Source organism: Leeia oryzae DSM 17879 (assembly GCF_000376945.1).
Taxonomy (GTDB): Bacteria; Pseudomonadota; Gammaproteobacteria; order Burkholderiales; family Leeiaceae; genus Leeia; species Leeia oryzae.
The window spans coordinates 58,151-77,953 of record NZ_AQXU01000021.1 but is presented as its reverse complement, the minus strand read 5'-3'; the positions used below and the strand labels follow the sequence as shown (position 1 = coordinate 77,953).

Annotated in this window: 15 protein-coding genes; 9 read left to right on the top strand and 6 right to left on the bottom strand. The window is 47.7% G+C overall.

The window, feature by feature from the left end:
• Positions 1 to 339: 339 nt before the first annotated feature.
• A complete protein-coding gene (locus F552_RS0107885) occupies positions 340 to 1,593 on the top strand; it encodes a DNA primase family protein (RefSeq protein ID WP_018151189.1) in 1,254 nt (417 codons plus the stop codon).
• A gap of 237 nt (positions 1,594 to 1,830) precedes the next feature.
• Here the strand turns inward: F552_RS0107885 and F552_RS0107880 are convergent, their stop codons facing one another.
• A complete protein-coding gene (locus F552_RS0107880) occupies positions 1,831 to 3,102 on the bottom strand; it encodes a Y-family DNA polymerase (protein ID WP_018151188.1) in 1,272 nt (423 codons plus the stop codon).
• A gap of 2 nt (positions 3,103 to 3,104) precedes the next feature.
• Positions 3,105 to 3,467 carry a LexA family protein gene (locus F552_RS21085; protein WP_373280219.1) on the bottom strand — a complete coding sequence of 121 codons (363 nt, stop codon included), beginning with the start codon at positions 3,465 to 3,467 and terminating at the stop codon, positions 3,105 to 3,107.
• 335 nt (positions 3,468 to 3,802) lie between these two features.
• Between F552_RS21085 and F552_RS0107870 the strand changes: the two genes are divergently transcribed.
• Complete coding sequence (locus F552_RS0107870) at positions 3,803 to 4,291, top strand: hypothetical protein (protein ID WP_156802259.1); 489 nt, start codon at positions 3,803 to 3,805, stop codon at positions 4,289 to 4,291.
• A gap of 166 nt (positions 4,292 to 4,457) precedes the next feature.
• On the opposite strand, the gene F552_RS0107865 is transcribed toward F552_RS0107870, so the two are convergent.
• A complete protein-coding gene (locus F552_RS0107865; protein WP_018151185.1) occupies positions 4,458 to 5,015 on the bottom strand; it encodes a recombinase family protein in 558 nt (185 codons plus the stop codon).
• Positions 5,016 to 5,439: 424 nt separating this feature from the next.
• Positions 5,440 to 6,102: a hypothetical protein gene (locus F552_RS0107860; RefSeq protein ID WP_018151184.1), complete on the bottom strand. Its 663-nt coding sequence runs from the start codon at positions 6,100 to 6,102 to the stop codon at positions 5,440 to 5,442.
• A gap of 1,945 nt (positions 6,103 to 8,047) precedes the next feature.
• On the opposite strand from F552_RS0107860, the gene F552_RS18755 reads away from it, so the two are divergent.
• On the top strand, positions 8,048 to 8,266 hold the full coding sequence (locus tag F552_RS18755) for a hypothetical protein (RefSeq protein ID WP_211208247.1): 219 nt from the start codon (positions 8,048 to 8,050) through the stop codon (positions 8,264 to 8,266).
• Positions 8,267 to 8,517: 251 nt separating this feature from the next.
• Here the strand turns inward: F552_RS18755 and F552_RS0107850 are convergent, their stop codons facing one another.
• Both F552_RS0107850 and F552_RS0107845 read right to left on the bottom strand, forming a co-directional pair.
• Complete coding sequence (locus tag F552_RS0107850; protein ID WP_018151182.1) at positions 8,518 to 9,840, bottom strand: type II toxin-antitoxin system HipA family toxin; 1,323 nt, start codon at positions 9,838 to 9,840, stop codon at positions 8,518 to 8,520.
• Complete coding sequence (locus F552_RS0107845) at positions 9,827 to 10,186, bottom strand: helix-turn-helix transcriptional regulator (RefSeq protein ID WP_026182506.1); 360 nt, start codon at positions 10,184 to 10,186, stop codon at positions 9,827 to 9,829. The genes F552_RS0107850 and F552_RS0107845 overlap by 14 nt, the downstream gene beginning before the upstream one ends.
• A 424-nt stretch (positions 10,187 to 10,610) precedes the next feature.
• Between F552_RS0107845 and F552_RS0107840 the strand changes: the two genes are divergently transcribed.
• The 6 genes from F552_RS0107840 (at position 10,611) to F552_RS0107815 (ending at position 19,766) form a co-directional block, all read left to right on the top strand.
• Complete coding sequence (locus F552_RS0107840) at positions 10,611 to 12,194, top strand: class I SAM-dependent DNA methyltransferase (protein WP_018151180.1); 1,584 nt, start codon at positions 10,611 to 10,613, stop codon at positions 12,192 to 12,194.
• Positions 12,184 to 13,485, top strand: coding sequence for a restriction endonuclease subunit S (locus F552_RS18750; protein WP_018151179.1), 1,302 nt, complete (start codon positions 12,184 to 12,186; stop codon positions 13,483 to 13,485). Before F552_RS0107840 ends, F552_RS18750 begins: the two co-directional genes overlap by 11 nt.
• Entirely contained in the window at positions 13,478 to 14,479 is a 1,002-nt protein-coding gene (locus F552_RS0107830) for a DUF4917 family protein (protein WP_018151178.1), read from the top strand. The genes F552_RS18750 and F552_RS0107830 overlap by 8 nt, the downstream gene beginning before the upstream one ends.
• Positions 14,476 to 15,315: a DUF2971 domain-containing protein gene (locus tag F552_RS0107825; protein WP_018151177.1), complete on the top strand. Its 840-nt coding sequence runs from the start codon at positions 14,476 to 14,478 to the stop codon at positions 15,313 to 15,315. Before F552_RS0107830 ends, F552_RS0107825 begins: the two co-directional genes overlap by 4 nt.
• A gap of 288 nt (positions 15,316 to 15,603) precedes the next feature.
• The gene (locus F552_RS0107820; protein WP_018151176.1) at positions 15,604 to 16,524 is read left to right on the top strand and encodes a DUF3800 domain-containing protein; all 921 of its coding nucleotides are present in this window, start codon (positions 15,604 to 15,606) and stop codon (positions 16,522 to 16,524) included.
• Positions 16,525 to 16,679: 155 nt separating this feature from the next.
• Positions 16,680 to 19,766: a type I restriction endonuclease subunit R gene (locus F552_RS0107815; protein ID WP_018151175.1), complete on the top strand. Its 3,087-nt coding sequence runs from the start codon at positions 16,680 to 16,682 to the stop codon at positions 19,764 to 19,766.
• The last annotated feature ends 37 nt before the right edge of the window (positions 19,767 to 19,803 follow it).

Sequence of the window (19,803 nt, the reverse complement as noted above, 5' to 3'; positions counted from 1 at the left end):
AAGAAAGCCACTGTAAATTGGCTTCTTAAATCTTAAATATTTTTTCGTTCGGACGGCGTGAGTTGTTATGACATCTCGAGAATGTCAATCATGCTTTCTTCATGACCTAAAAGAAAAAACCTACCATGTGGAAATATTCGCATTTCATATTGACTAAATGTACGAGTAAGTAATTTTTAAAAATTCTCAAAAAAAGCAAATCATCCCAAGCAGATGAACCTATACGGTTGACAGCCGACGTGGCTGTTAACTTTTACAGGTACGTATGAATATCATAGTTTATGCTTTTGGCATTATGAATTGTTTGATTCTAGTGGCTACTGGTGCGGAGGTGACCGCATGAAACGTGAACCATTTCAACCAATAAAATTTGCCAATTTTCTCGAAGAAACAGAACGCTATGTAACAGATAATAGCCTGTTGTATGAATGGATTGGTAGCCACTGGCGAGTAATGAATGACTTAACAGGTGAGCGACTGGCCATGCGGTGGTTGGTTGAAAAAACAACAGATATCGCAAATCCAGCCAATTGTAGCGCCGCATATCACACTGCTTTACTGTGCCTTCCTTTGCTAGATAGCAGCAAATGCTCTGTTCCTGTTATTCCTTTACGCAACGGGTATTTATATCTGGATGGTGGCCCTTCATTGCAGCCTCATGATAAAAAACTAGGTCTTACTTACGCCCTAGCTTGCGATTTTGACCCCTCAGCCCCGCCTCCAGTTGAGTTTAACAAGTTTTTGGAGACCGTTTTACCTGACAAGCCGGTGCGTGAGCGGGTGCAGGAGTATGTTGGCTATACACTAATAACTGATGCCCGTTTTCAGCGAGCACAAATTTGGATAGGCAGCGGTGCAAACGGTAAGGGGGCTTTGGCGAATATCATTCAAGCATTACACCAGCATACGGCCGCAGTGCAACTCGACGCACTAGATGGTTTTAAAATGGCTTCAATAATTGGTGCCTCACTTATATATTGCGACGAGGCACCTCAACGTAATATTTGTGAACAGTCGATAAAGTCGCTAATTGCAGGCGAGTTAATGCAAATTGACAGAAAATATCGTGACCCCATCTCTGTCAGAATAAATGGGAAGTGGCTAATTTTGGCAAACCATATGCCATCTGTGACTGACCAGTCAACTGGGTTTTGGCGGCGATTCGATGTGGTACCCTTTCCTGTCGAAATTGCAGAACGGGAGCGTGACCCTATGCTTGCTAAGCGAATAGTCGACACGGAGCTGTCCGGCGTTTTGAACTGGGCACTTGAGGGTTTGCAGCGCCTTTTAAGTCGTGGCCGATTTGATGATGTGTTGCCTGTTGCAATGCGAGACGCTTCTCAATCTGTTAAATTTGAAACTAACTCTGTCTTTTCGTGGGTTCATGACATTGGTATTGAAAGGAAAGTCGAAGTTGATACACCCAAAACAAAGGTATATTCGGATTATGTGAACTGGTGTCGCGAAAATGGAATGCCACCGGCCGCATCTCCAAAATTTTGGAAACGATTACCTGACGTAATAGGTAAGCTAGAGGAGGGGCGTGCGAACTCCACTAGTGGCCGCATTAGAACTTGCAATGTCCGGCTATAACTATTTTTTTGCATAATATTAAAAACCAGCTGACCAGGCTGACCGGGTACAAATAGAAACTTTTTCTATATTTCTCTTTTTCTTGACCTAGTTGAGAACATATAAAGAATAATAGAAATGTTCTTGAAAATACCCGGTCAACCTGGTCAGCTGGTCTTGGATTACATCAATTTATTACTGCACTAGATTGGCCGCCAGGGATGGTATCCAAGAGGCTTTGATTCTTTAAATGCTGTTTCATATCCCAACTTTGGGTAGCTCATCCCATCGAGTGGTATAGCGAGGGGATAAGCGTTCACGCCGCATCTCCCATCCCCGGTGTAGTTCACTGCCAAGTTTAATTTTTTCAGTCCCAAATTTTCGGGCTATCTGGTCCATTGTCGACATGAGAGCCCCCCGTCTTGGGCTCTGCATGATTTCTGGTTGGAACAGGTCGTGTTGATGAATCTGCTTCGGCTGCACTTCACTCAGCATAATTCCCGCCTTTTTGTAGCCGTAGCCTGGCCGATATAGTCTTTTCAGTACCTGCATTGCGTATGCCTGAATGACGAGCGTGTCATCAGTCGGATAAGGCAGCATACCGGTCAATGATGCGTGATGTTGCGGGCGCTCTGGTTTAAAGGGGTTGGTACGAATCATCACCACAAATCCATGGGCCACCGAATGCTGCTTTCTCAATTTCTGCATCGCACGTCGAAGGTGATGGCTGACTGCTGACTTCAGTACGTTTAGTTCAGTGACTTCTTTCGCAAATGAACGACTACACATAATTTGCTGTTTGTCCGGTGCGTTAGCCTCCAGTGGGAAACAGGAGACTCCTCGCAACTCAAGCACCGTTCGGCAAAGCACAGAACCAAACCGCGTTTTTATCTGCTCTATATTGGCATCTCGCAGCTGCCGGACAGTTTCAATTCCCATGAGCCCCAGGCGCTCTACATACCGTCGCCCGACACCCCATACCTCTTCAATCGAAATACCGTCCATCAATTCGGTTTGCTCATCAGCATTCAAGACAGAAAGGTCAAACACGCCCCCCATCTGCGGTCTGGTTTTGGCAATATGGTTTGCCAACTTGGCTTGCGTTTTGGTGACACCAAAACCAACACAAATGCCTAGGCCGGTACAGGTATTGATAGTGTCCTTAATGTTGAGACCATGTTCTCTGGCTTGTTTTAGTCCGGCTGGAAAAAAGAGGAAACACTCATCGATACTGTAAATTTCAATCGCAGGCGCCATGTCGGCAAACAATGTCATGATGCGATTACTCATGTCCCCGTAGAGGGTGTATTGGGAGCTAAAAACCGTTACATTGTACCGTCTGATAATGTCCCCACACAGGTGCAATGGGGCCCCCATTTTGATACCTAGTGCTTTGGATTCCTTGTTCCTGGCGATGATGGAGCCATCGTTATTGGAGACCACGATGACTGGCTTTCCTCGCAAGTCCGGCCGAAAAACTTGCTCGCAGGAAGCATACATGTTGTTTACATCAGCCAATGCCCACAACATGATTACTTCACCAGCTTCCTAGCCAACCCCACGACCACACCCCAGACGTACCAGTCGTCGCTCTCTATCTCGGTACGCTCATCACCATTCCAGCGCCGTAGTTTCATGTCTCCCTCTTGGCATAGCACTACCAAAGACCCATTCCAGGGCCGCACACTTTTGTCGACTACTAGGACATCTCCAGTATTAACCATCTCGGATGGAATGGGCCGAGCTGTGTAATTCATGAAGAAGGTACTGGCTGGATGCGACACCAGCAAATCCTGGATGTTCAGCGGTTCATCCAGATAATCACTTGCAGGGCTTGGAAAACCGGCTACCACCCGGCAACCTATGAAGGGGTAGTACCTGGGCGGATAAGACATTTGGAAAGGGAGGATATATAGCTGATTCATGAAAATATTATAGAACGTACGTTCTATAAAATATAGTGCCATTCAGCAGGTTTGAAGACCCTGCTAAGGGCATAAAACTAGCAGATGAAGATGTATGAGCACGCTTGTTGCTGGCAGCCAATAATTTATCACCGAGGAGTGACAACGGAATTGCTCTAAGTTGACTCAGGTCAACCCAGGGAAGTGCCACCCTCGAGCTACTTGAATTGTGTATGTTAAGATGCCTTACAAAATGCTGTAGTCATTTATCAGACAGCTTTCATGCTGGTCATTTATTTAACCTAATTGCGATAGGGTGTAAAACAGTGCTGTATCCTGAAAAACTAAGCGACCCAAGTTGGCCATTCCTGCATTCACTGATGGGACTTTACTTCACTGATGAAGTAACCCAGTCAGCAGGCAAAAATGAAGTACAAACACTTCCACCTATGGAGGCTCTTGTCTTGGGTATCATGTGTCTTACCAAGACTTACAATAGTCAACATTTCAACAACCTTCTTCGCAAAAAATACCAGCTGTTTGATGACAGGGAGTGCGGAATTTTTACTGAAATAGGTATTTTGAGCTTGGTCAAAAAAGGTTATCTCAAGCCTGCGAACGAAAAAGCTGAAATTGCTATTCAAGAAAGAAATGATAGGGTGTGGGGCCTAGGGTACGTGCCTTTCATTGTGACTGAAGAGGGGGCAAACCGAATTGGTTATCTTGTTGCTAATTTAACCGGAGAGAAATTCGCAGATGTTGTGAAAATGCTCCAGGAGGAGTCGAAAGAAGCAGCGAAGAATTGGGGTGATTAAATATCTCCGAGCCCACAGCTATTGGACACCTGCTGTGGGTGGTATGTCTTTGTTGGGAATAAAGGTTGGGATGATGGATTTACTACCTATAGTGATATCAGCAACCGCTACTATGTAAAAGCAGATGGCACAGTGGTTTGCTAGTTACCAGGAGGGTCAGTTAATACTATTTTCGCTTTGAATATAAGTTGTACAAGGTGGTACGAGATACCCCGAAATGGGCGGCAATCTCAGTTACTGATAATTCTCGACTTTCCAACATTGCCAAAGCCGTTCGCTGTTGCTTGCTATTGAGACTGGATGGACGACCACCGGTGCGGCCGCGAGCCCTGGCTGCAGTAAGACCCGCAATGGTCCGCTCCCGCAGTGATGCTCTCTCAAACTCTGCCAGTGCAGCAAACATGTGGAATATTAGCCTTCCTGCCGGGCCACTGGTATCAATTGCCTCTTTCAGTGACTTGAACTTGACACCTCGACCGGATAACTCATTAACAATCCGAATAAGGTCTCGCAAATTTCTGCCAAGGCGGTCTAGTCGCCACACAACTAATGTATCTCCGTCCCGTAATGCTTTCAGGCATTGTTCTAGCTCAGGCCTGTCAGCGTTTTTGCCACTTGCTGTATCTTCGTAAATTGACGCAACCCCTGCGGCTCTTAGAGCATCAAGCTGGAGGTCTGCCGTTTGCATATGAGTGCTGACCCGTGCGTATCCAATATCTGCCATGCCATACCCCTTTTTTGAACATTGAATGTTTGACGACTTGTTGAACATCTAAAGAGGTATAGTGCGGCTTTGAGGAGATGAAGTGAGGCGTGTCAAAAAATCCATCGTTTGTTGTACGCACGGCATATAGTTAGTGGTGCCCCTTCCTGACAGTACTGACAAATTTTGCTGTTAGAGTTCGATGCAGTTGCGCCAGCGCAATTACATCCTAAGCATCCTGACCTGAGTGCCGGTTATGTGTACTTCAAGAACTGTTTACGACCTTGGAATCTCATCACAGGAGTGAAGTTGCGCCGGCGCAATTTAAGGCCCAGTGTTGCAAAATTGAATGTTTGGTTGCGTAGATACTGTGATTATTTTTATAACTAGGTTGTTGAGAGTGCTTTATCAACATAATCGTACAATTAATGGTGGTGGTAGTCCCTTATGCTTTTTCAACCGCAGTCATAGTAACGCTGGGGGCTTGCTTCTTCGCTCCTTTTAACTCAAGTTCAGCTTGAACAGGGGCGAACAATTGTTCCCACAGTGCTTCGCTATCAAGAAATTGGCCATGTTCGATGTCATGTGGCCAAGATTTTCTGTCGAGGATACGGTCGTGTATTATTCCCATCAATGCCCATTTAGGAGCAAATAATTTTCCATCGAATTCTCGTAATAGGCTGACCGGCATTGTTAATGTATGGGTTCGGCACTCTTGTTCGTAGACCATATAACTTACTTGAGTCTTGTAAACAACGTCGCTCACACGAATCTTGCAGCTCTTATCCGTTTGGCCTGCTCCAGCCCGGGTGATGGGAACCCAACCATTCTTACTATTGGCAAGCAGCTCGCACAATTGCTGAAAGAGCGGACGAAGTTTTTCAAGCCCTGCCTTTCTAATGATGATTGGACCAGGCTTCTTGCTATCAATATCAAGCACAAATTTCTTGAGTGAATTTTTCCATACACGATACTCTCCAGTTGGAAGGCGGAGAGTGAACTCGTGTGTGCCAGTGAGCTCAGCTTCAATTTCGAGATTAACTGGTACCAAGTTGAGACCGTTCTTCAGAATTTGAAATTGAAACTGCAGTATCCGAACTGTTGGCATTTGAAGCAACCCTAGCTAAGTCAAAGTCATGATTGTGAATGCGAAGTGAATGCATTTTCCTTGTCATAAAACAAGGAATGTCTATGGCGTATGCGGATGACACTAATACTGCTAAGGTTTAACAAAGATTAGTTATGAATTTTTGTAGCAGAAACTTGTACGTACATTAACTATTACTAGCTCTTCACGGCTTTTACACACGTACTATGCCTACCTGCTTCTTTTGCTACTTCGGTCCGCGGCTTGCAACAATTTCAGCTACCTTAACCGTTCATTCATGCAAGATAGCCAACAGTTCTGTTAACCATAGACATGGCATCAGGGGGCAATGGCTGCAACAACTTTGGTAACCTTTCCAACATTTGCAAGGCTTCTTGGGTCTCGGGTCTCTGAAAAGATGCAACAAATAATGTAACCATAGCCCTGAGTGACCGGCTGAAACTGCAACAATTACTGTAACCTTTCCAGCATTTGCAGGGCTTACGACGAATTAAGCCTTGGAAGCAGCGGCTTCAGTACAGGAGTTGGAGCCGTCAGCGACCGTCGGGCATCGCAACAATTACGGTAACCTTTCGAGCCTTTTCAAGGCTTCCGGGGTCTCGGCTCTCTGAAAAGATGCAACAAATAATGTAACCATAGCCCTGAGTGACCGGCTGAAACTGCAACAATTAATGTAACTTTTCCAGCATTTGCTGGGCTTGCGACGAATTAAGCCTTGGAAGCAGCGGCTTAAGTACAGGAGTTCGAGCCGTCAGCGACCGCCGGGCATCGCAACAATTACGGTAACCTTTCGAGCCTTTTCAAGGCTTCCGGGGTTTCGGGTCTCAGAAACTGTGCAACAAATAATGTAACCATAGCCATGAGTGACCGACTGAAACTGCAACAATTACTGTAACCTTTCCAGCATTTGCAGGGCTTACGACGAATTAAGCCTTGGAAGCAGCGGCTTCAGTACAGGAGTTCGAGCCGTCAGCGACCGTCGGGCATCGCAACAATTACGGTAACCTTTCGAGCCTTTTCAAGGCTTCCGGGGTCTCGGGTCTCAGAAACTATGCAACAAATAATGTAACCATAGCCCTGAGTGACCGGCTGAAACTGCAACAATTACTGTAACCTTTCCAGCATTTGCTGAGCTTGCGACGAATTAAGCCTTGGAAGCAGCGGCTTCAGTACAGGAGTTCGAGCCGTCAGCGACCGTCGGGCATCGTAACAATTACGGTAACCTTTCCAGCCTTTGCAAGGCTTCCAGAGTATTGGTCCTTAGAACTAATGCAACAATTCTTGTAACCATAGAACTGTCTTAGAAATATTGAAAAACCCATTTGTCATTTAACGATTTTTATCGGTGTCAAACTTGCAGCTTCTTCTGACACCGATAAACTCCTTCGGTGTCGAACTAAATACATTTTTTGACACCGATGAGTTAAAAAATTTTTTAATAGCAAATCTGGCTGTAAGCCTTGTTACATAAGGCTTACAGAGGATTTCAAGAATGAAAGGTGTCCTTTTCGCATAAGGACCCCTAAATTTGTCTTTTATTTGAGCATGTCCGTTACTGTGCTGCCACAGCCCGTAATGATGTGTCGTGACAATTTTTATCCTAGATGAGTGCGTAGCTAAATTTTATTTTTTGTTTAAATTCATATAGTTATTTATTAGTTTGTTTAGCTGTGGTTGAGTCTATTAGCTGAAAAACCCAATATAGCCTGTCTCTGCAAAAAGGACACCTTTCGTCATTTGGCTCATGCAAAAAGGACACCTTTCGTCATTTAGCTCTGCAAAAAGGACACCTTTCGCCAGATTTAGGCTAGTATGAATAATGAATTTTCAATATACAAATTCTATTGAATTTCATATATATATGACCTATTGGTCATTAAATTATTGATATGCTTAACGCCACACTTCTGGCTAGTGAAGTTGGTTTGAGTTTTTGAGGTGATGTATGCTACCTATTACTGACTGTGCTGGTCGTGTGCAAGAAATGAGAATCAACACCCATTCCACGCACATCACTCCTGTCTCCGGCAACGTGTTCGCTGACTTGGGGTTTGAACCGGAAGAAGCGGCAGCGCTTAAGGCTGAATCGCAACTAATCATATCCGAGAAGCTGGCCATCAATGAATCATTGATGGCGAACATCGAAAACCCTGAAAGCTCCTGACCTTCGTGATGATACAGAGTGTCCGAATTCGGACACCCTTGATGGCTATTTTGTCAGGAGCGGTCCACCCATTGCTCTGGCAACTCATCCAGCACTTCAACAAAGCGCTCTGCTAGGTCTGCGGCGGTACTATATCCTTCTTCTTCGTCAGGTTGTCCAAGTAGGGCACGCAAAGCGCACCACCAAGGGTCTTGCCATTATGTATTCTAATGTAAGGCAGGGTAAGAAAGTGATGATTACTTTAAAAGTAACTACCAGCCGTTGGCCGTTATTCTGATACGGGAGGCGGCATGCACAATGTCGTCATCTTGCTCGAGGTCTGTGAACGCGAACGGATTCAAAATTGTGGTACCCCATAGCTTCATGCGGTCCGTATCAGAGAGGTTGGCCTCAGTACAAATTTGCCGCCAGTGGGCCTCAATAACAGTTAACTGGTGCTGAATAATTTGCCGGGAGGTGGTTGCTGACAAATTACACTTTGTTCTCGCAAAGGCAATCGCCGTGACTAATTTACTACGGTTAGAGTGACCAACAATCCGCATTGCCTGGCTCGCTTCTTGCCCAGCTCTCAGTTGTGGGCAGATATCGAATGCCGGCGTCAGTGTAAGCTGGCTTCCATCCCAGAATACGGCATGGTTACGCGCATGGTCATCGGTGTTCCCGCATAAAATGTTAAAAACTAATCGGCTGAAGAGTTCCTTCAGTGTTTTTTTAGGGCTTGTTCCGCGCGCTCGAAGTTTATCGGCAAGCGTTTCATAACTACTGTACTGAGCATCCTGCTCATTGAGTCCCATCAGGGTTAAGGCTGATACCATCGATTTTCTACACCAACCCTGCGCTGACCTATACCGGTCAAGTCTTTCAACTAACAGCACATCCTGTTTCATTACTTCTACTAGCTTTACAGGTGCCACAGATAAACCAGCTAGTTGGGCTAGACGCATGGTTACATACTCGGCCTTAACGACATTAAAGGTGTCTGTAACCGTGGGGAATTTAGCAATATATTTATGCCCATCTGCATCAAACAACGCTTTCGGTCTGGCCCCACCAACAGCCGTGGCATGCTGTAACGCCAAAGCTAATTCTGGCGTCAAAGGTTCCCCACTAGATACATAATCGGCGGCCTGAAGTAACTTTTCGAGGCTGGCTGTCTGCTGCTGGCGCGGTGTATATGTCTTTGCCGATGCCTGAAAATCCAAAGCCCCGATTCGGTCGGAACCGGACTCTAGTAAATATTCAAGCTCGGACAAGTCCGGACATTGATTCAGTGATGCATGGTTGAAATGGCTGTACCGCTGATTTAACTGAACCCGACGGCCCCAAGTATCTGGCGAGGCATCACGGATGCAACCAGGCATCGGCTGCCCAGATTGCAAAGGTTGCCAGCCCGTTTTTAGTGGCAATTCTGGTTCATAAAGTGGTATTGCATTATTGCGAAAAAGGTAAGACCGCCCATACATAAACTGCATTATGGGACCAGTTTGCTCGATAACTCCTGCAACAACAGGCGCTACCTCTCCTGGTAGCCAAGTCCAGACATAAGCCTTTGCCGGAGACTTAGAAGTCGTCATCTATGTCTCTTGCCTTGGACTGCCGAATTGATTTCGGTAGGACGGCTAGTTTTGCTTCAGCCAATGCGAGAGGCCCAGCAAATCTACCGGGCCCGGTGTCAAATAGTGGAATGCCAACCAGCATTGCTGCCTCAAACACGACACCTATCGATACTGTCGGGTCGCCACGCTCAACACGAAGTAGGGTATTTCGAGATATCCCTGTGCGCTCAGCCAAGTCGGCAGCCGTCATTTTGCGCTCTTTGCGTGCAATTTGAATCAGCATACCCAGCAAGGTTAAGGCTTCTTGAGTTGCTGGTAAGCATGCGCGTTGCTTTGAATTGGCTGTTGTATTGAGTCCCGACATAGTGACCTCTGTGAGTAACTACGGAATGGATAGTATCCTGAAGATAGTACCTGTTGTAAATTAATATGCGCAATATATAGAGCACAAATAGACTAAATGCTTAATATATAGAGCAATTTTTAATTGAGAATGTATGCTGCCTCATTCTGAGCGCATAGCCGTAACACAAGAGAATGTTCTAACCTGGAGTGAACTTTGAGAATTTTTTCCAATACGAGTTAATACCATCCGGAAGTTCAATACATGTTTGAGCATGCGAAATTAACAGGGGCAGTTTGAAATGTGTCGCCTTCCTTACTTGCAATACTGGCCGCGCTTCGCTCTGCCAGTCAATCTAAGGACATTTAGGCTATAATCTTTGATGACAATATGCTGGATTCTGCATCAGACTGATGCAGAACAAGGGAATGGAAATTTAAAACCGATGCTTGATGATATTAAAAAGACACTCTGGGCGACAGCCGATAAATTACGCGCCAATATGGACGCCGCCGAATACAAGCACCTGGTACTAGGGCTTATCTTCCTCAAATATATCTCTGACACCTTCGCCGCCCGCCAGACCGAGCTAAAAAAGCGCTTTGCCGATGAAGCCGACGACTACTTCTTGCACGAGTGCGATAACGAGATGCTGGCGGAAGAGCTGGAAGACCGAGACTATTACAAAGAAGTGAATGTCTTCTGGGTGCCAGAAAGTGCGCGCTGGGAAAATCTGCGCGCTGCCGCCAAGCAAACCGACATCGGCAAACGAATTGACGATGCCCTGTCTGGCATCGAGGGCGAAAACCCGAAGCTAAAAGGCATTCTGGACAAACGCTATGCCCGCGCTCAGTTACCGGATGGCAAACTGGGTGAATTGGTGGACATGATTTCCACCATCGGTTTTGGTGAAGAAGCCAGCCAGGCGCGTGATGTACTCGGCCAAGTATACGAGTATTTCCTCGGCCAGTTTGCCAGCGCCGAAGGCAAAAAGGGCGGCCAGTTCTATACGCCCGCCTCTATCGTTAAGACCTTGGTAGCCGTGCTCGCCCCGCACCATGGCAAAGTGTACGACCCCTGCTGCGGTTCGGGCGGTATGTTTGTACAAAGCGAGAAGTTCATCGAATCCCATGGCGGCAAGCTTGGCGATGTGTCCATTTATGGTCAGGAATCCAACCCGACCACTTGGCGACTGGCCGCCATGAACCTGGCCATTCGCGGCATCGACTATAACCTCGGCCGCGAACCGGGCGACACCTTCACTCGCAACCAGCACCCAGACCTGCGGGCCGACTTTGTCCTCGCCAACCCACCGTTCAATATTAGCGACTGGTGGCACGGTAGTCTGGAAGGAGACCCGCGTTGGGTGTATGGCACCCCGCCACAAGGCAATGCCAACTACGCGTGGCTTCAACACATGCTCTACCACCTGCGTCCGAATGGCCGCGCCGGTATCGTGCTAGCCAACGGCAGCATGAGCAGTAGCCAGAACAACGAAGGTACTATCCGCGCCGCCATGGTCGATGCCGACATGGTGGAAGTGATGATTGCGCTACCCGGCCAGTTATTCTTCAACACCCAGATTCCCGCCTGCCTGTGGTTCCTTGCCAAACAGAAAACCACCCGTAAAGGCGAAGTGCTGTTCATCGACGCCCGTAAACAAGGCAGCATGATTAGCCGCGTACAGGCCGAACTGACCGACGACACCATCGAACGCATCGCCCAAACCGTCGCCGCCTGGCGTGGCGAACCGGTGGCGGCCAACCAAGAGGAAGGCAGCGAGGGGGTCAGCACTTACACCGACATCCCCGGTTTTTGCCGCAGCGTCACGCTGGCAGAGATTGCCCAGCATGGCCACGTGCTAACACCGGGCCGTTACGTTGGCGCCGAAGAAGTCGAAGACGACGACGAAGCCTTTGCCGACAAGATGCAGACGCTTACCGAAAAGCTGGGCGAGCAGATGGCCAAGGGTGCGGAACTCGATGCACTGATTCGCCAGAAGTTGGGGGGGCTGGGGTATGAGTTCTGAACAATCAGTGCTTGCTGATATCGCTGATGTAGTTGATTCGTTGCATAAGACCCCTAGTTACACTGACCAAGGTTATCCCATGGTTCGCGTCACTGATGTCAAGTACGGCGAGCTCCAACTTCAGGGGTGCTTGAAAGTTGACGAACACACCTTTAATGAGTTCTCACGCCGCTATACTCCTAAGCAGGGTGATATTATTATCACTCGCGTTGGAACATATGGAATCACTGCTCGTGTCATCAACACTGTATTTTGCCTTGGGCAAAATACAGCAGCAATTATTCCGCACTCAATCAATGCTAGATACTTGTATGCAGCATTAAATTCAGCCCAACTTCGCTATCAAATTGATGGAAGTGCTGTTGGCAGCACTCAAAAAACTTTAAGTTTGAAGTGCATAAATGCACTTCAAATTCCACGACTTGGTGAATTGCAAGAAGCAGAAGTAGCAGAATTAATTGGCTCCCTCGACGACCGCATCACCCTCCTGCGCGAAACCAATGCCACCCTGGAAGCCATCGCCCAAGCCCTGTTCAAATCCTGGTTTGTCGATTTCGACCCCGTCCGCGCCAAAATGGAAGGCCGCGCCCCCGAAGGCATGGACGAAGCCACCGCCGCCCTGTTCCCGTCTACATTCTCCGACACTCCCCAGGGGCCAGTGCCGGGCGGGTGGAGTATGGAGCCGTTGAGTGATGTGATGGATTTCAAAGAAGGGCCAGGAATACGAAACTGGCAGTACACAAACTCTGATGAAGGCACTCGATTCATCAATATTAGATGCATCCAAGACGGTGACTTGACGATTGAAACGGCTAACCGAATTTCTAATGAAGAAGCCAACGGGAAATACGCTCACTTTCACTTGGCTCCATGGGATGTGGTTGTATCCACATCAGGAACGCTTGGCCGGTCTGCGATTGTACGGGAGGAGCACCTTCCTTTGATGTTGAACACATCGGTCATTCGCTTCCGGCCCGTGACAGGACGAACAGTGTTCTCGTTTCTTTACCAATATCTGAACGGTGGAGAATTCCTTTACAAGCTTGAGTCTATGGCATCTGGAAGCGTACAAAAGAATTTTGGGCCAATGCACCTGAAGCAAATTCAGCTTATCTGCCCAACATTCCCTGTGCTGGAAGCGTATGAGGATTTGTGTCGGCCTCTCTATGAAAAGATTATTGCCAATCGAACGCAAGCCCAAACCCTCGCCACCCTGCGTGACACACTACTCCCCCGCCTAATTTCCGGCCAACTTCGTCTGCCCGAACTATCGGAGCATATCAGTGCCTGACATTCTTCAATGGGAGGAAATCAAAAGTGACTATCAAAATGGTGCACTGATACTAGGAAATGGTGCCAGCATAGCGGTGCATCCAAAATTTGGTTACCCCTCGCTTCGTGAAGCCGCTACTGAATCCAAGGCATTATCGCCATCTGTTGATGGAATTTTTGAGGCATTCGGCACAGATGATTTTGAGTTAGTGCTCCGCCGCTTATGGCAAGCGACGCTAGTCAACCAAGCTTTACAGGTTGAGCCTGGTGCAGTGGAGCATGCCTATCGAGAAGTACGAGCTGCGTTGATAACCACTGTGCGTAATATCCACATCTCGCATAATGATGCCCTTCATCACTTTGAACCTATCTATTCTTTTATGAAAGATTTCAGGACAGTGTTGTCGTTAAACTACGACCTAGTTGTGTATTGGTCTATGTTGGCAGGCAACCATTCATTGGGGCAATGGTTTAAGGATGGATTTCTGCGTGGAGATTTTATTGAGGATTGGAAAAAGCTTCGAAAACCCTATCGGGCAGATGATGCGACGCTGGTTTTTTATCCACATGGTAATTTAATAACCGCTCGACAGGCCAATCAAACTGAACTAAAGCTATCTGCGGATGAGGATAGTTTACTGGCGCGTATTCTTGAAGCATGGGAAAGCGAGAATGTAGTTCCTTTGTTTGTATGTGAAGGAACATCCATGGATAAGCGTCGCTCCATAAATAGCTCAAACTACCTCTCTCGAGTCTTTAGAGAGGTAATCCCCAATGTTGAACCCACACTAGTCATCTATGGCTGGAGCATGTCAGACCATGACCAACATATTCTTGACCAGCTCAAACATGCAAGGCTACGCAGAATTGCTGTGTCTATTTATCAAAATAACGAAGATGATGCCAAAAGAATACGAGCGAAACTGACTAGGTTACAAATGCCTGAGCCTGTATTTTTTGATGCCGAAAGCCCTGGTTGCTGGATTCACGCAGCGCAGGAGGAAGCAGCATGAAGCTATATCGCTTTCAACCACTCCCTACAACTGAAGACAACCGCTTAGCTAGCCTCACTGTCAATGAGATATGGGCGTCTGACCCTTCAAAGTTTAATGACCCGTTTGATACAAAGCCTTCTATAACAAATCGATTACCTGATGAATGGATAGGATGGGAGAAAGAGCCTGCACTATCACCAGCATTGAGAAATGCATTGGCAGGTTTTCTATCCCAACCAGAAATATTTAAAGCAGCTCCATTAATTGATGATGGGCTACTAAAGGTTTTTGGTAAATGGGTAAACGCTCGCCCCGAGTTACAACTCGACGAAGAATCCCAAGACAGGGATGAAATTATCCAGGCAGCCATCAAACAAAGGATTTCGCAATTTGGTGTTACTTGTTTAACTCGCCAACTCTCTAACCGACTTATGTGGGCGCACTATGCCACACAAGGACAAGGATACTGTCTTGAATATGAGCTAGATACTACCATAGCAGTTCCAGACATACTGTTTACCCCTGTTCAATACAGCTCGGCTATTCCGCATTATTGTATTTCTGAGGCAATGTTCACCCCTCATCAGTTCCTACCACGCGTGATGGCCACAAAACATGCTGACTGGGCGTATGAGAACGAATATCGGCTAGTCTTCTTGAAGGGAAAAGGTAACGCCATGAATGTCTCAGATGAGTACATCAAGCTGACAGGACTGATTGCAGGGTATGCGATGCCAGAACCGTGGAAAACCTATTTATATTCAACCGCAGCCAAACTGGGCATATCAAGTTCGGAGATGAAAACAGATGAATCAGGGCGGTTGATAAGAAAAAGTGATGAAGAGTGGGCTTAGTAGGCTCATACGCTCATTATCAGTAATTTCTGAAAAAAGAGTGCTTAAACACAAAACCGAATCGTAGCTTTAATAGATGGTAAAACTATATAAATCATACACTTATTTACTTAATCGCAATCGTAAAAATACAGAAATCATACTCAACGTCATCATGACAATACTTCAAACAAATGCAAAAAGAAGTTTGGCAGCCCCCTGCTTGCACAGCCCAGAACTTGCTCTGCATGGTTCAATCGTGCCTGGACTATCGAATCTTCAGGAGTCGATTGCACAAGGGGTGTCAGCATGAGTGCATTCGGCATGCAATATTCTTTATTCGAAACCGTAGAAGATGAAATGCCGATTGATGCGGTAGGTTCGACTTCAGTCCCAAGTGAAGAAGCTCGTCGATTTAGCGATTTTATTGTGTATGTCGACGAGAGTGGAGACCACTCCCTAGCTAGTATTGATGCGGACTACCCTGTGTTCGTATTGGCATTATGTGTATTTCACAAGCGGCACTACAGTGAAAAAGTCATCCCCGCTGTCGAAAAACTAAAGTTCAATTACTTTGGGCATGACAACGTGGTGTTGCATGAGCATGAAATCCGAAAACAAAAGAACGCATTTTCTTTTCTAAGCAATCGGGCTATCCGCACAGAGTTCATGACACAGTTGAGTGCCATCATGGATGCCAGCAACTATATTCTGATTACGTGTGTCGTGGATAAGCATCGGCTGAGTAAAGCACAAGGTGCTAATAGCAACTCCTACCACATTGCATTAGGTATCTGCTTAGAGTCCCTAAGGGCCTTTCTGGTAGAAAAAGGCCAGGAAAACATGTTAACGCATGTGGTGGTTGAGTGTAGGGGCAAAAAAGAAGATAGCGAGTTAGAGCTGGAATTTAGGCGGATATGTGATGGCGATAACAGCAAAGGCCTGCACCTGCCATTTGATATCGTCTTTGCCGACAAAAAAACCAACCTAGCCGGTCTGCAGTTAGCTGACTTGGTAGCACGCCCTGTTGGTCTGAATTATTTACGGCCAGAACAACCTAATCAAGCGTTTAGCGTACTGAAGAGAAAGTTTTACTGTAGCGGGGGACGTAAGAAAGTAGGCGAAGACTATGAAAATGTAGGGCTGATGATTTACCCGCCCAAAAAAGCGAAAAGCCCCGATGAACCCACCGAGGCTGTAACGCCGACCGGGAACCCCCAATCCACTTAAGACGAATTATAACTGATTAGTTAATTTTAATAAATTAGTTTTTGTGGTAGCCAATCTGCATACATAACCGTGCGTGGATGGTATGAGACACCAGTGGCGCCACACAACATTTTTTGAATCGTGTCGAATACATCGACAGATGAGCAGAGCAAATAATGACCGAAGACCAACTGGAACAGGAAACGCTGGGCTGGCTAACAGAGGTGGGCTATACCCATTTGTATGGGCCGGACCTCGCACCGGATGGCGATACACCTGAGCGGGTAAACTACCAGCAAGTGCTATTGCTGGAACGCCTGCGGGGCGCGATTGCCCGCCTGAATCCTGCTATTCCGCTGGTCGCCAGAGAGGATGCGCTTGCGCAAGTGCAAAACCTGGGCATCCCGGCATTGCTGTCGGCCAATCGCCGTTTTCACCAGTTACTGGTTGGCGGCGTACCGGTCGAGTACCAGAAAGAGGGCGAAACCCGCGGGGACTTTGTACGGCTGGTAGATTGGGAAAACCCCTCTGCCAACGAGTGGCTGGCCATCAATCAGTTCACCATCAAAGGGGCGCATCATAGCCGCCGGCCGGACATCATCCTGTTTGTAAACGGTTTGCCGCTGGTGCTACTGGAACTGAAAAACCCAGCCGATGAAAATGCGGACATCTGGAAAGCATACGACCAGATTCAGACCTACAAGGAACAGATTCCGGACGTCTTCCAGTACAACGAAATCCTGGTCATTTCAGATGGCTCCGATGCACGTATGGGCTCGTTATCAGCCAACGGTGAACGCTATATGCAATGGCGTACTATCGATGGTGTTGTTCTGGACCCTCTCGGACAGTTCAATGAGCTGGAAACTCTGGTTCGCGGTGTTCTAGCGCCGGCTAATCTGCTCGACTACTTGCGCTTCTTTGTCCTTTTTGAAGACGATGGCTCGTTGGTCAAGAAAATTGCCGGTTATCATCAGTTTCACGCGGTGCGGGCAGCTATACAGCAGGTAGTCTCGGCATCTCGCCCTGGTGGTAGCCAAAAGGGCGGTGTAGTTTGGCATACTCAGGGTAGCGGCAAGAGCATTACCATGACCTGTTTCGCTGCCCGGGTGATGCAGGATGCGGCAATGGAGAACCCAACCATCGTGGTCATCACGGACCGCAACGACTTGGACGGACAACTGTTTGGTGTATTCTCTCTAGCGAAGGACTTATTGCGAGAGCAGCCAGTGCAGGTTACTACCCGTCAGGACCTACGCGCCAAACTGGCAAATCGGCCATCGGGTGGGATTGTGTTTGCCACTATCCAGAAATTCATGCCTGGGGAGGATGAGGATGTCTTCCCCGTACTCTCAGACCGTCACAATATCGTCGTAATTGCGGATGAAGCACATCGTACGCAATATGGTTTCGAAGCCCAGCTAAAAGGCAAACCCGGCCAAGAGAAGTATCAGGTCGGGTATGCCCAGCATCTGCGCGATGCACTTCCAAATGCGACCTTTGTAGCGTTTACCGGTACACCTGTATCTAGCGAAGACCGTGATACCCGGGCGGTATTCGGTGACTACATTCACGTTTACGACATGCAGCAGGCCAAAGAAGATGGCGCCACGGTAGCCATCTACTTTGAGTCTCGCTTGGCAAAGTTGTCGCTCAAGGCTGACGAACTGCCGCAAATTGATGAAGAAGTCGATGAGTTAGCAGAAGACGAGGAAGAAAGTCAGCAAGCCAAGCTCAAAAGCCGATGGGCTGCGTTGGAAAAAGTGGTGGGAGCAGAGCCCCGGGTGGCCGCTGTTGCAGCGGACCTGGTTGCGCACTTTGAAGAGCGTAGTAAGGCACAGAGTGGCAAGGCAATGGTCGTTGCCATGAGCCGGGAGATTTGCGTACACCTCTATAACGAAATCATCAAGCTGCGCCCAGAGTGGCACGAAGCGGACCCCGAGAAAGGGGCAGTCAAGATTGTGATGACAGGCTCGGCAAGCGATAAAGCATTGCTCCGGCCACACATCTATAGCAACCAGGTAAAGAAACGATTAGAGAAGCGATTCAAAGACCCTGCTGACCCGCTACGTATGGTCATTGTCCGTGACATGTGGCTGACGGGATTTGATGCCCCTTGTGTCCATACCCTTTACGTCGATAAACCGATGAAGGGGCATAACCTGATGCAGGCTATTGCGAGGGTCAACCGCGTGTTCAAGGACAAGCAGGGTGGCCTGGTGGTGGATTACATCGGGATTGCAAACGAATTAAAACGTGCACTGAAAGAATACACCGCTAGCAAAGGCCGTGGCAGACCAACAGTAGATGCGGCAGAGGCATATGCGATTCTTGCCGAGAAGCTGGATATTTTACGCGGGATGCTACATGGTTTTGATTACCACGATTTCCTGACTGCGGGGCATAAGCGGCTGGCAGGCGCGGCCAACCATGTATTGGGGTTGGAGGACGGCAAAAAACGTTTTGCAGATACCGCACTGGCGATGAGCAAAGCATTTACACTCTGTTGTACCCTGGACGAGGCAAAAGCGGTACGTGAGGAAGTGGCATTTCTGCAGGCGGTGAAGGTAATCCTTACCAAGCGTGACTTGACCCAGAAAAAGCTGACCGATGAAGAGCGGGAGCTAGCTATCCGGCAGATTATCAGTTCTGCAGTGGTGTCTGAAGAGGTTGTCGATATTTTCGATGCCGTCGGTCTTGATAAGCCCAATATCGGTATTCTGGATGAAGCTTTTCTGGCAGAGGTCAGAAACTTGCCAGAACGGAACCTGGCAGTAGAACTCCTGGAGCGTCTACTGGAAGGGGAAATAAAGAGCCGATTTGCCAGTAATTTGGTCCAGGAGAAGAAATTTTCGGAAATGCTGACCAATGTGGTGAAACGCTACCAGAACCGTGCCATAGAAACCGCACAGGTCATTGAAGAGCTCATCGAGATGGCCAAGAAGTTTCACGCTGCTGCTAATCGCGGGAAGGAGCTAGGGCTGACGGATGACGAGGTTCGTTTCTACGATGCGCTTGCTAATAATGAATCCGCAGTTCGTGAGCTGGCCGACGAAACCCTGAAGAAAATCGCCCATGAACTGACCGAAAATCTGCGACAGAACATGACCGTGGACTGGTCTGCACGTGAAAGTGTGCGAGCCAAGTTACGGTTGATGGTGAAACGTATTCTGCGCAAATACAAATACCCGCCAGACCAACAAGATGGTGCTGTGGAGTTGGTATTGCAACAGGCGGAAGCGTTGGGAGAGGCGTGGGCTTAACACTATGCACATGCAGCCCTTCAGGAACGAGGGGCTG

Excerpts from the sequence above, each read along its gene's own strand:
- F552_RS0107885 (WP_018151189.1), top strand. The coding sequence starts at position 340 with ATGAAACGTGAACCATTTCAACCAATAAAATTTGCCAATTTTCTCGAA.
- F552_RS0107880 (WP_018151188.1), bottom strand. The coding sequence starts at position 3,102 with ATGTTGTGGGCATTGGCTGATGTAAACAACATGTATGCTTCCTGCGAG.
- F552_RS21085 (WP_373280219.1), bottom strand. The coding sequence starts at position 3,467 with ATGTCTTATCCGCCCAGGTACTACCCCTTCATAGGTTGCCGGGTGGTA.
- F552_RS0107865 (WP_018151185.1), bottom strand. The coding sequence starts at position 5,015 with ATGGCAGATATTGGATACGCACGGGTCAGCACTCATATGCAAACGGCA.
- F552_RS0107860 (WP_018151184.1), bottom strand. The coding sequence starts at position 6,102 with ATGCCAACAGTTCGGATACTGCAGTTTCAATTTCAAATTCTGAAGAAC.
- F552_RS18755 (WP_211208247.1), top strand. The coding sequence starts at position 8,048 with ATGCTACCTATTACTGACTGTGCTGGTCGTGTGCAAGAAATGAGAATC.
- F552_RS0107850 (WP_018151182.1), bottom strand. The coding sequence starts at position 9,840 with ATGACGACTTCTAAGTCTCCGGCAAAGGCTTATGTCTGGACTTGGCTA.
- F552_RS0107845 (WP_026182506.1), bottom strand. The coding sequence starts at position 10,186 with ATGTCGGGACTCAATACAACAGCCAATTCAAAGCAACGCGCATGCTTA.
- F552_RS0107840 (WP_018151180.1), top strand. The coding sequence starts at position 10,611 with ATGCTTGATGATATTAAAAAGACACTCTGGGCGACAGCCGATAAATTA.
- F552_RS18750 (WP_018151179.1), top strand. The coding sequence starts at position 12,184 with ATGAGTTCTGAACAATCAGTGCTTGCTGATATCGCTGATGTAGTTGAT.
- F552_RS0107825 (WP_018151177.1), top strand. The coding sequence starts at position 14,476 with ATGAAGCTATATCGCTTTCAACCACTCCCTACAACTGAAGACAACCGC.
- F552_RS0107820 (WP_018151176.1), top strand. The coding sequence starts at position 15,604 with ATGAGTGCATTCGGCATGCAATATTCTTTATTCGAAACCGTAGAAGAT.
- F552_RS0107815 (WP_018151175.1), top strand. The coding sequence starts at position 16,680 with ATGACCGAAGACCAACTGGAACAGGAAACGCTGGGCTGGCTAACAGAG.